Raw genomic sequence first — 11,487 nt, 5'->3', positions numbered from 1 at the left:
GCGCGTAGTGAGCCAGGAGGTAACCGTAGAGCTCCTGGCGGACCATTTCGGGGCCGCGCGAACGCAATACCCGTGCTGGGCCCCGCAGATGCCGCTTGATCTGGGAGAACCCGGTCTCGTGTTCCCATCGTTCGTGGTAGGCGTCGGCCAGTTGCGCAGCGTCCACGTCGGTCGCCTCACACACCGTGGTGATCAGGCAGATCACCTCCCGTTCGTCGTCCGAGCCGCGGTCGGTGACCTCGTACTCCACCACGCGCACCAGGCGCGCCTGCGTGGGGTCGAGCTCGTCACCGACGGCGGCCCGCGTGAGCAGGTTCTGGCGGGCGCCGCCGCGAATCGGAGCGTGGATCACTGAGAAATAGGAGCCGTCGGACAGCAGCTTGAGCACGGGCAGCCGCAATTGGCTGGAGACGCGCCACAGCAGATCCGCGCCGGTGTCGGCAGCGGTGCACCAGTCGGCGAAGGTGTAGAAGTTGCGGTCGGCCAGAACGAGCATGCCCGCTTCGAGCTCGGGCCAGATGTGCCGGGCCAGGGCCTGCTCGGAGGTGCGGATGCCGTCCATGGCAGCGGCGGTGTGCGCGTGCGAGCCGCACTCGGTCAGCGTCACCATCCGCACCTGCGGGAACGCCGAGGCATAGTGGCCCGAGCCGCTCACTCCGAAGGCCTGACGGTTGTCCGGGCTGTCAGGCGCCTCCCACACCACCCCGTCGATCGCCATCAACCGGCGCCCGGCTAGCCATGCCCCGCGTGTCATGACCTCCGCGACAGGCCGGGCGACCTGAGCGAACACCGACGCGAGCACCCCGGACCCCAACCGGGCCCGGGCCTGGGTGAGCCCGCCGGAGGTGGGCACTGCCCAGGCCGGATCCCAGCAGCCCCACGCGCGCAGCGTGCCGGCCAGCTTGGCCATCGCCTCTTCGTAGTCATCGTCAGCGAATAGCGCGAGAGCCATCGCGAAATACACCATCACGTGCGGCGGCAGCTTCCCGCCCGCACGACGCGCCCCTCGCCCGGCGGCGACCACCGCCTCATCGACCACGTCCCTGGGGACCGCCTCGGCCAGCACTCCCAGGGACACCCACTCGGCCAGACCGACACCCGACGTCCCCTCAACTGCCGCCATGGGCACGACGATAGCCGCGGAGCACGCTGTCAGGGGCGCGAAGATCACAGCAAGCTAAGTGGCATTGGGTCTCAACCGGTCACAACTCAACCCCGTCGAATTCGACTGGCCTCAAAGGCAGTTGGGGCTGGTCAACGGCTCCCCGACGGTCCCCATGAGGCCATGGAAAACGCTAGCGGGACGGACCGAAAATGTCCTCGTGGATACGCAAATCGGCGAGGCAAACCTGGACTGGATTCCGCTCTCCGGGTTCCACCTGAGAAAGGCGGGCGTGCAATTCGACGCCGTACGGATCGAAGGGGACGCGGGGCGCTGTGTGGCGGACCTGATGGAGGAGCTGACCGGGGGTGACCCGGGGCCGATCGTGGCGGATTCGGTGGGGCGGCGACCCGTGTACTTCCTGGTGCCGCCGCGCAGCACGCCCCACAGGCCTTGGCCCGAGCTGGCCGTACCGTTCAACTCAGGCCCTGACAGGGTGAGTTACGTACCGGTCCCGGCGCTGTGCGGGCGCACGTGGCCGCTGTCGTGGCGGTGCGTGCCGTCGGGCCCGGACCGGTTCGTCCACACGCCGCTGCTGAACTCGGTGGTGTGGCGGCTCCGCGAGGCGGGTGATTCCGGTGGCCGGCGGCCGTAAGCGACCGAAGGCCGCATGCCCCTCCGGCCGGAGATCGGGTCCTGCCAGTCCTGCCCGTGCACTAGAGATCTTTAACGGCTGGGTTTACGCCGGGTCGTGACGGTTGGTGGCGGCCGCGCTATGCCGAGGGATGAGGCATACCGATGGCGGTGGACTGACGGCCGAGGAGTGGGATCGGCGCGAACAAGTCCGGTTCTCGGCCCCTGACTTGATCGAGGCCGGAGCCGGTGACCGGGTGGTGGCCCAGCGGTTCAGTGTGACCCGGATGTCGGCGAACCACTGGCGTCGGGCACTGGCTTCGGGTGGACGGCAGGCCCTGGTTTCCAAGGGTCCTGGCGGTGCCCGGTGCAAGCTCAGTGCCAGTCAACTGCGTGCTCTGGGGATGTTGTTGGAAGCTGGCCCGGCCGCGTATGGCTGGAGCGACCAGTGCTGGACGCTAGCGAGGATCGCCGAGGTCTTGCGCTGCCGGTTTGGCGTTGATTACACGCGGGCCAGCTCGGTCTGCTGCTACATCGCATCGGCTGGGGCGTGCAGGTCCCAGCCCGCAAGGCCACCGAGCGGGATGAGTCGAGGAACGCCGCCTGGAAGGACAAGCGGTGGCCCGTCATGAAAAGAGGGCGGCGGACCTGGGCGCCTGGGTCTGCTTCTAGGGGACGAGGCAGGTTAGGGCTTGAGGCCGCCCAGGGGCCGCTCCTGGGCCCGCCGTGGCCACACACCGGTCGTGAAGGTCACCGCCGCGGGCACGAAACGTGTCTCGCTGGCTGCGCTGATCTGCACGAAGGACGGCCGTAGGCCACGACTGATCTACCGCATCCACCTTGACCGCGGCCCCGCCAAGGTTGATCTACTGCATCCGTAACCCCAGCCGTTAAAGATGTCTAGACGGAGTACATCCTCCACCGCTCATCCGATGCACCGTTGCAATCCCATTGGATGAGCTGGGTGCCGGTACTCTGGCTTGATCCGGTCCCCAGGCACTTACCGGAATAGACATTCCGGAGCTCGCCGTCTTCGAACCACCACTTCTCATCCGACGCGTTGTTGCAGTCCCACTGTATGACGCCGGCGCCATTTGCCAGACTGGACCCGACACCCAGGCACTTGTCGGAGTAATGATTCCTCAGGAGTGTGACGGCGGTTCCATCACTGGCCGAACCATCCCAGCGGCTCCATTTCATATCCGATGGGGTTACACCGCCGGGGACACAGCCCCATTGGATGGCAGGGGCACCATTTCCGCGCTGGCTGCCCACACCAATACAGAGACCGCTATGCTGATTCTCGATTATCGCTGAACCGGATGCATTTGCCGTGCCAGTGCCCACTCCGATAAAGAGCAGGCTGGCGCCAGCAGTTACACCGAAAATCTTGCCAAATCTCATGTGGATTCAAACCTCACGGCATCGCATTAAAAACAGTAAAGCATAAAATACACAATCATGATCATCCCTGTCAATAAGTGGTATATTTTTAGGATAAAGTATCCTATTTGTACCTGATTGGGAGTCGGTAACTAGTGAGTCGTGATTCCGTCGGCGTTACGGGATGTGCCTGCGGATGTGTCCGCGCGGGCGCGGATCGTGTTGTGGTCGGGCGAGGGGCGTCGGCGCAAGGACGTTGCTGAGCTGCTCGGCGTGTCGCTGCCGACCGGGGACCGGTGGAAGTCCCGTTATGCCCGGCGTGGTCTGGCCGGCCTGGAAGGCGATCGTCCTGATCACGCAGATCCGCAACGACATCGACCCCCGGAACTCCGAGGCCAAACCGTTCATTTGGACCGCCACCGCCGAAGAGATCTTGGCGAAGGTCCGCCTCGTCCAGACCAACATCAGGAAACTCGTTGCAAGCAACTCGAAGTGATACGAACAGGATCACGAGGCAACAGAGATCTTTAACGGCTGGGGTTACGGATGTGGGAGGTCGAGTCCGGTCTTAGCCATGAGGCCCTCGATGAGTCCGCGTCGGTACTGCATCTGTTTGAGTCGGGTCTTCACCAGCGCGGTGAGCTGGTCGAGGTTGTATTTGGTGAGGTTCGCCAGTGACCTCTTCAGGTGCGATCACACACCCTCGACGGGGTTGAGCTCGGGAGCGTACGGCGGCAACTGGTCGACGGTTAGCCATAATCGGGCGGCGATCAGCTCCTGCATGGCGCGGCTGACCTTGCGTGTTCAGGTGTGTCTCACACCAGCACGACAGGCCCGCTGAGCTGCTGGTGGGCGGCATCCAGCAGGCGGGCGTAGTCGGTCTCGGTTAAGCCCTTGCGTTTCCCCTTGGCGAGGCCGCGGTCAAGGTGGAGCGGTAGATCAGTCGTGGCCTACGGCGCCGGGTCGTCCGCACGCATTCCTCTGTGACAGGGTGGACGGATGACGACGAACCACGGGCGCCCATCCGATCCGCACTCGATCGGACTCGGACTCGTACCGTGGTCGGACACCACTTCCCCCCACACTGATCTGCTCGCGGCGAAAGAGCTCGTCTACGACCCGTGTGGATTCGTCTGCTCGCAGCCGGTTCCCGAATCCGAAAGTGCCGAGTACGCGGCCCATGAATTCACCCTGGACGGTCTCGCCGTCCGCTTCCGCGTGGCCAAGACGACTCCCACGAAGGTCGGCCAGTTCGTCACCGTATGGAAGAGGTCTCCGGGTGGGCCCATCGAGCCGTTCGACGTGGCGGATCCCGTGGACCTCTTCGTCATCAGCTGCCGTGCCCCTGACCGGCACCACTTCGGCCAGTTCGTCTTTCCCGTGGATGCGCTTCGGCGGCACGGGGTCGTATCTGTGGACGGTGCGGGCGGGAAACGAGCCTTCCGGGTCTACCCACCCTGGGTGACCACCACCAACCGCCAGGCCGCCAAGTCGCAGGAATGGCAGCTGGACCATTTCCTGCGCCTGGATCGGGGCGAGCCCGTCGATTCCGTTCGCGCTCGGGAGCTCTTCCACCCGTAGGGCGGCGCGGGTTCAGCCACGGGCACGCTCAACTCGCGTTCTGCCCGGCGATGTTACGTAGCCGTTCGATCCCGATCTCGTCGGTCTGCTCGGCATCGCCCGAGAGGCGGTGGACCAGGACCCAGGTGCCGTCGGGGAGGGCGCCGGTGAAGACGGAGGCGTCGCGGGTGGCGCCGTTGTGCCAGCGGAGGGGGCCCGCGGTCTGCCAGAACGGTGTGGGTTCGCCCAGCTTCTGCTCGACGAGCAGGTCCACGGTGAGGCGCGCGGCGGCGCGGGGAGTGGCCCAGAGTCCGCCGGCGGGCAGGATGGCGCCGTCCATGGTCCAGGGGCGGACCGGGCGCCCGAACCTCCCGGTCCGGTGCAACCGCAGATGCGGCGGCGGGCTCACGGATACCTCCGTGACGCCGAGCGGGGCCAGGATGTGGCGCGTCAGGAGTTCCTCGTAATCGGCACCCGCCGCTTCGACGAGAGCCGCACCGAGGATCGCGTACCCGAAATTGGAGTACTCCTCGGCATGCCCCGGAGGGGCGGTGGCCAGCGTGTCGAGCCGGCGTACCAGCGCGTCCAGGGCCTGGGCGTCGAAGGGGGCGTACGGGTCGCGGCGGTGCAGGTTCGGCGGCAGGCGGGGGAGGCCCGAGGTGTGGGCGGCGAGGTGGCGCAGGGTGATGCCTGTGCCGGGTGGTGCGGGAAGGAACTGCTCGACGGGATCGTCGAGTTGGAGCTCCCCGGCCTCGGCGAGGCGTGTCAGCACGGTGGCGGTGAGCGGCTTGGTCAGCGAGCCGATCTGGACGTACCGGTCGAGATCGTGGCCGTCCATGGCCCGAGCGGCATCGGCGCTGCTGAGTATGCAGGTGGGAACGGGACGCATGGGGGGAGGCTTTCAGTTTCGAGCGCGCGGGCACCAGCCCGGCCGGTGGTGGAGCGGATGGAGGGAGGTGCCGAACGTCTGGCGCTTGGCTCAACACACCTCCACCGTCCCTCTCGGCGAGTCGGGGAACCCGCTGAGGAGGGGCGGCCCCGCTCAACGCCCCCGCCGCGCAGCCCCCCTGCCATGCCTGATGTTGACCACCGATGCCCTGGCCAGTGCCGCCGGGTTCAGGAATTGGCGGGGGCCTATCAGGCGGGAGGCGAACAGGTGCATGTGGCGGGCCAGGGATGCGTCGCGTGCTGCCGCCGAGAACATCAGGCGCTCTATGGGGTTGAACGGGCGGGCCCGGGCGTAGTCGGCGGCCAGGTACTGGTGGCCGCGCAGGCGGCGGCGGTGTTCGCGGGCGTACGCCGCGAGTGACCTGTCCAGGTCGCCCCGGCCGGTCGCGGCAAGGGCGACGGCCTCGGTCAGCCACTGGGCGGACTGGAGGGCCCACCCGCAGCCCACTCCCCACAGGGGGTCGCTGGTCAGGGCGGCGTCGCCGATGAGGGCGAGGCCCGGGGCGGTCGGTCTGCGGGTGTGCAAAGGGTAGTTGACCGTGCCGGTGATCTTCGTGATGCGTTCGGCGGAGTCGATGGGCGGTGCCTCGGGGAGAGCGCGGACGAAGGAGAGGAAGCTGCCCTCCAGGTCCTCCCGGAAGGCCGGCAGCCGCTTCTTTTCCGGGAGCACCGCCATGACCGTCACCCCGTCGTCGTTCGGGAACGCGTACGCCATGTCGGGTTCGAGGAACCAGGCCTGACCGATCCCGCCGTGCAGCGGAAGGCCGCGGAAGTGCGCGAGATAGCCGAACCGCTCGTTCTCGTGGCTCCGGGTGGGCGACCCCGCGAACTTCGCCACGGCCGAGTCCTTGCCGTCGGCGCCGACCACCAGGCGGGCCCGGATCTCGCGCTCGCCCTGCGGCGTCGAGGCACGCACCCCCACGGTCCGCCCGGCTTCCCCGACCAGCCCCGTCACCTGGTGCCCCGGCAGCAGATCGACCCCCGGGGTTTGTGCCGCACGGCTTCTGATCAGCGGGTCGAGGGTGCTGCGCCGGACGTTGTACGCGTACGGCAGCTCCGGGCCCATCGGCGCGGGCCTCGGCTCGATCCAGCCCCAACGGGTGTACCAGCGGGCCGTGTTGCGGACGGCGCCCGCCTTCTCCAGGGCCGGGACGAGGCCGAGTTCGTCGAGCACCGGGTAGGCGTTGGCCGTGATGGAGTGGGTGCACAGCGCCTTGTACGCCTCGGGGTCCGCGCGGCGTTCAAGCAGCGCGACGCGGGCACCGCGCCGGGCCAGCAGGATCGCCGCGGCACTGCCCGCGAGGCCGGCTCCGCCGATCACGACGTCGTAGTCGTATCCCGCGCTCTCAGACCTGGCCATGCGCTGATCGCCCCCTTCGGGGTGTGCTGCGGTCCGCGCGAACCATCGCCGACCGGGGTGGTGACGGCGCCTGTCTCATGGACACCTCAAGGTCGCTCCAAGAGTGGCTCACGCCCCCGGCACCGCGCATCCCTCACGCCGTACGAAATCCCGGCCGGCTGCCGCCGATTGGAGGGAGGGTGACTGCGCCCAGCGAGGTCATCCGCGTCCCTCGGGGCTCAGTCACCCACCCTCGTGTAATCGAGGAACTCCCCCGTCCCCACCGTCTGGCGGTGCAGGCGGCCGTCCGGCATCAGGGTTACGGTGCTGGGCTTGCCCGGGTTGCAGGCGCCTGTCGAGCCCGGGGCCACCTCGGACGGGCCGATCCGGAGCGGGGTGTCGGACGAGGCGGGGGTTTCCGTGAGGCGGGCCTCGAAAATGCAGTGGTAGCCCTCTCCGTCGGCCGTCAGGGTGAGGACCTTGTCGCCCGCCCGGCCCGCCCGGATCACCAAGTGGCGCGTGTTGTCACCGGAGTTGCTCGGGATCACCGCGGACCAGCTGCCCAGGTAGGGCTGCGGTACGCCGTCGACGGGGGTGGGGGGTGCCGTCGTACCCGTACCGTCCGGGCTCACGTCTCCGGAATCCGTCGAACCGGCGGACGGGTGAGGGGAGTTGGTGGCCGTCGTCCCGCCCTGCTGGTCGCCGTTGCTCATGAACGCGTACACCGAGCCGCCCGCGCCCACCGCAACCACCAGTGCCACCGCTATCAGCGCCGCCGTCGACTTGGCGCTGCGGGCCGGCGGGGGCTCCGGGGCGGGGGAGTGGTACGGGCCGAAGGACGGGGGCGGGAGTGGGGGCGGGTACGACGGCGGGGGCTTCAGCTGGGTCGGGGCCGTGTGCGCATCCGGGGTCACTTCGGTGCCGCCCGGGTTCTCTATGTCGAGCAACTGCACGGCGTGGCTGCCCAGTTGGGCGACCAGCGGCGCGGGCAGCCACGGGTCGGCGGTGTCCTCGGGGACGCGTTCCAGGATGCGGTCCAGAGTGGGACGGGCCGACGGGTCCTTGTGCAGGCAGTCGCCGATCAGCTCCTGGAGGGACTCCGGTACGCCGTCGAGGTCCGGGGGCTCCTGCGCGATGCGGAACATCAGCGCGTGCACCCCGCTCGACGCCTCCCCGAACGGCAGCCTGCCGCTCGCCGCGTACGACAGGACCGAGCCGAGGCAGAACACGTCGCAGGCCGGGGTGATCCGGTCGCCGCGCACCTGCTCGGGGGCCATGAAGCCGGGCGAGCCGACCAGCGCGCCCGTGCGGGTCAGGCCGGCTTCGGCGCCGGTCTCCAGGGCGCGGGCGATGCCGAAGTCGATGACGCGGGGGCCGTCGATGGTGATCAGGACGTTGGAGGGCTTCAGGTCGCGGTGGACCAGGCCGGCCGCGTGGATGTCCTTGAGCGCGTGGGCCAGGCCCCGCGCCAGGACCCGTACGGAATGCTCCGGCAGCGGGCCGTGCGGGCCCGCCACCACGGACTGGAGGGAGGGGCCCGCGACGTAACCGGTGGCGACCCACGGGACCGGTGCCTCGGTGTCCGCGTCCAGGACGGGCGCCGTCCACTGTCCGCCGACCCGGCGCGCGGCGATGACTTCCTGGCGGAACCGGCCCCGGAACTCGTCCTGCTCGGCGAGGTCGGGGCGGACGAGCTTGACGGCGACGGTACGGCCCCGGTCCGAGCGGGCCAGGTAGACCTGGCCCATGCCGCCTGCGCCCAGGCGGGCCAGCAGGCGGTACGTGCCTATTCGCTCCGGGTCGCCCGGACCCAGCCTCTGAGTGCGGTCCATGGTGCCCCCCGCTTTGTTTGCTTCGACGGGGTGAGGATAGTGCGGGCGCCCTCCGGGGGTGGGGGTGGGTTTGCGTAGTTCCCCGCGCTCCTCAATGGGTTGGCTGGTGGGTGCGGGTTGTGTCCGGCTGGGCGCGCCCGTGCGGCGGAGCCGCATAGGTCGCAGCCCCGGGCTCTTTGGCACCCTGCGGGACCGGCCGGACCGGCCACCACATGGAGCGGCCCAGCAGTGCGGCCAGGGCCGGGACCAGTACCAGGGACAGGACCAGCGCGGAGAGCATGATGCCCAGCGCCATCGCGAAGGCGACCTGCTCGCTGCCCGGCGTCGTGGCCAGGCTCGCGAACGAGCCGGCGAGGACCAGGCCGGCCGTCGCGACGGCCGGTGCCGTGTGGCGCACGGCGCGGGCCACGGCGGCGCGGGCCGGGCCCGGGCGGCGCATCTCCTCCCGGATCCGGTCGGTGATCAGGATGTTGTAGTCCGTGCCGAGCGCCACGACGAACAGGAACAGGACCAGGGGGAGCGTGAAGCTCACGCCCGGCTTGCCCAGGGCGTGCTGGAACAGCAGGGTCGCCGCCCCCAGGGTGGCGGCGAAGCCGAGCCCGACCGAGATCATCAGGATCGCGGGGGCGAGCAGGCTGCGCAGGAGCAGCAGCAGGATCAGCCCGATCAGTGCGGCCGCGACGGGGAAGACGATCCTGAGGTCGTGGTCCACGGCCGTCGAGATGTCGGCGATGATCGCGGGCGTTCCGCCGACATGGGCCGCCGTCCCTGCGGGCGTGTGCCGGGCGACCGTGTCCCTGATCGGCCCGGAGGCCAGGTCGCGGGCCTCGCGGCTCTGCGGGTCGGCGTTCGGGTAGAGGTCGATGCGGGCGGCCCGGTGGTCCTTGTTCAGTACGGTCGGCGCGACCTGGCCCACGCCCTTGACCTGGGTGAGCGCGCGGGAAAGGCCGTCGAGGCGGGCGGTGGTGAGCGGGCCGTCGTCCTTGGCGGTGACGTACACGCTGGTCGGGTCCGAGACGCCGGCCGGCAGCGCGCGGGAGATCTCGGCGGCGGTGGCGGCGGCCGGGGTCGTGTCGCCCGAGCCGCCGCCCTGTCCGTAGTCCATACGGATGCCGATCAGGCCGGCGGCCAGCGCGGCGAGCAGGGCGACGGACGCGGTCAGCATCAGCAGCGGGCGCCGCGTGACCAGTGCGCCCAGGCGGGCGGCCCGGCCCTCGCGCGGCTCGCGGCGCAGCGCCCGGGACGGCCAGAACATCTTGCGCCCGGCGGCCGCGAGCAGCGCCGGCATCAGGGTGAGGCTGCCGAGCAGCATGACCAGGACCGCCACGGCGATCGCCGGGCCGAGCGAGCGGAACTGCCCGAACGTCGCGACGCCCAGGGTGGCGAACGCGGCCACGATCGTCAGCGCCGCCGAGGTGATGGCGGTGCCCACCCGGGCACACACCTGAGCGGCCGCTTCGCGCGCCAACTGCTGTGGCTGGGACCGGAGGTGCTCGCGGAAGCGGAACAGCAGGAACAGCAGGTAGTCGATGCCGATGCCGAGCAGCACCACGTTGATCAGGCCCGGGGTGCTCGCGTCGAGCTTGAGCCCGGTGAGCATCGCGGCCACCGCGACGGCGCCCGCTGCCGCGCCGCCGATGACCGCGACCGCGAGCAGCGGCAGGATCGCCGCCAGCACGCTGCGGAACACCAGCACGTTCAGCAGGACGATGAGCCCCGTCAGAAGGGCGCCGCCGACTGTTGTGGCGGTCTTGTTGGCGTCGGTGGTGTCCACGGTGTCGGCGAGCGCACCGGTGAAGCCCGTACGCATCCCCGCCTCGGCGAACTGCGTCCGGGCGGCGTCCCGGAAGGCCCGGTAGACGCCCTGCACACCGGTGTCCGAGGGGTTCCCGGCCAGCTCGACGGAGAGCAGCTCGAAGCTCCGGTCCGGCGCGGTCATCGCCGGGGCGATACGGGGTGTCTGCGAGCGGTCCGGGACCAGGAACTTCGGCGCGTCGTCCTCCCTCGGCATGTCGACCCGCCGCCCACCGAGCTTGGCAGCCTCGGCCTCGACGCGCTTGTGGTCGGCGGTGCCGAGGGGTTGGCCGTCGGCCCGCCCGACAAGGACGGTCACCGTGGTGGTGTCCGGATCCACCCCGAATCGCTCCTCGGCTATGCGCAGGGCGGCGGCGGAATCGTAGCTGCGGGGCAGGAAGTCGCCGGTCTGGTTCTGGGTGACACGGGCGAACAGGGTCGGGGCGAGGGCGATCAGGGCGAACCCCAGGACGGCCCAGAGGGCGATCACCTTCCAGGGATGTCGGGTGGAGTATCCGGTCAGGGCGCGGATCACGAGGTCCTCCGGCGGACGGGTCGGGGGGTGCCCGACGGGGAGGGGGCGGACAGGCCGTGCCAGGCGTCGCGGCCCTGGCCCTGACCCGTCGCACTCCCTGGGAGCGGTGTACGTCTGCCGGGTGCTCCCGGCCGTTCTCCAGCCCATCAGGGGGAGGTGCGGCCCGGCGTCCTGGCCAGGGATGATCCGGCCGGGGGCCCAGGGGCCCGGCCGGTCCGGCGACCAGGACCGTGGTCCTGGTCGGGGTCTCGCCCGGGCGCCGGTGCCGACAGGGCGACGACCGTGACACGCTGGCCGGGACGGACAGAGGGGGGACGGACATGCGCGGGCCGCGACAGGTGGGGCGGGGCGAGACGCGGGG

9 protein-coding genes and 3 pseudogenes are annotated in these 11,487 nt (G+C 69.9%); 5 read left to right on the top strand and 7 right to left on the bottom strand.

The window, feature by feature from the left end; genetic code table 11:
• On the bottom strand, positions 1–1,123 hold a 1,123-nt coding region (locus ABD346_RS22690), incomplete at its 3' end, for an IS4 family transposase (protein WP_344377153.1).
• A 199-nt stretch (positions 1,124–1,322) separates the two neighbouring features.
• Here ABD346_RS22690 and ABD346_RS22685 point away from each other — a divergent pair.
• Positions 1,323–1,757, top strand: coding sequence for a hypothetical protein (locus tag ABD346_RS22685; RefSeq protein ID WP_344377150.1), 435 nt, complete (start codon positions 1,323–1,325; stop codon positions 1,755–1,757).
• A gap of 130 nt (positions 1,758–1,887) precedes the next feature.
• Positions 1,888–2,595: pseudogene (locus ABD346_RS38655) on the top strand (winged helix-turn-helix domain-containing protein); the annotation flags it as partial.
• Between the two features lie 40 nt (positions 2,596–2,635).
• Here ABD346_RS38655 and ABD346_RS38650 read toward each other — a convergent pair.
• Positions 2,636–3,139 (bottom strand): RICIN domain-containing protein, encoded by a 504-nt coding sequence (locus ABD346_RS38650; RefSeq protein ID WP_381228105.1) that lies wholly within the window; start codon positions 3,137–3,139, stop codon positions 2,636–2,638.
• Between the two features lie 141 nt (positions 3,140–3,280).
• Here ABD346_RS38650 and ABD346_RS22680 point away from each other — a divergent pair.
• Together ABD346_RS22680 and ABD346_RS22675 are read left to right on the top strand one after the other, a co-directional pair.
• A pseudogene (locus tag ABD346_RS22680) lies at positions 3,281–3,400 on the top strand (hypothetical protein); the annotation flags it as partial.
• A 28-nt stretch (positions 3,401–3,428) separates the two neighbouring features.
• Positions 3,429–3,614, top strand: a complete 186-nt coding sequence (locus tag ABD346_RS22675) for a hypothetical protein (RefSeq protein WP_344377190.1) — start codon at positions 3,429–3,431, stop codon at positions 3,612–3,614.
• Between the two features lie 44 nt (positions 3,615–3,658).
• Here ABD346_RS22675 and ABD346_RS38645 read toward each other — a convergent pair.
• Positions 3,659–4,085: pseudogene (locus ABD346_RS38645) on the bottom strand (transposase); the annotation flags it as partial.
• A gap of 32 nt (positions 4,086–4,117) precedes the next feature.
• Between ABD346_RS38645 and ABD346_RS22670 the strand changes: the two are divergent.
• Complete coding sequence (locus ABD346_RS22670) at positions 4,118–4,699, top strand: MepB family protein (RefSeq protein ID WP_344377148.1); 582 nt, start codon at positions 4,118–4,120, stop codon at positions 4,697–4,699.
• A gap of 28 nt (positions 4,700–4,727) precedes the next feature.
• Here the strand turns inward: ABD346_RS22670 and ABD346_RS22665 are convergent, their stop codons facing one another.
• The 4 genes from ABD346_RS22665 to ABD346_RS22650 all read right to left on the bottom strand — a co-directional run bounded on the left by ABD346_RS22665 (position 4,728) and on the right by ABD346_RS22650 (position 11,126).
• Positions 4,728–5,567: a serine hydrolase domain-containing protein gene (locus tag ABD346_RS22665; protein WP_344377146.1), complete on the bottom strand. Its 840-nt coding sequence runs from the start codon at positions 5,565–5,567 to the stop codon at positions 4,728–4,730.
• A 153-nt stretch (positions 5,568–5,720) separates the two neighbouring features.
• Positions 5,721–6,986 carry an NAD(P)/FAD-dependent oxidoreductase gene (locus tag ABD346_RS22660; protein WP_344377144.1) on the bottom strand — a complete coding sequence of 422 codons (1,266 nt, stop codon included), beginning with the start codon at positions 6,984–6,986 and terminating at the stop codon, positions 5,721–5,723.
• A gap of 218 nt (positions 6,987–7,204) precedes the next feature.
• The gene (locus ABD346_RS22655) at positions 7,205–8,797 is read right to left on the bottom strand and encodes a serine/threonine-protein kinase (protein ID WP_344377142.1); all 1,593 of its coding nucleotides are present in this window, start codon (positions 8,795–8,797) and stop codon (positions 7,205–7,207) included.
• A 91-nt stretch (positions 8,798–8,888) separates the two neighbouring features.
• Positions 8,889–11,126 (bottom strand): MMPL family transporter, encoded by a 2,238-nt coding sequence (locus ABD346_RS22650; protein ID WP_344377140.1) that lies wholly within the window; start codon positions 11,124–11,126, stop codon positions 8,889–8,891.
• Positions 11,127–11,487 lie beyond the last annotated feature (361 nt).

The organism is Streptomyces mauvecolor, from assembly GCF_039532965.1.
Taxonomy (GTDB): Bacteria; Actinomycetota; Actinomycetes; order Streptomycetales; family Streptomycetaceae; genus Streptomyces; species Streptomyces violascens.
The sequence above is the reverse complement of the archived record's forward strand: the minus strand, read 5'-3'. Positions and strand labels throughout refer to the sequence as shown.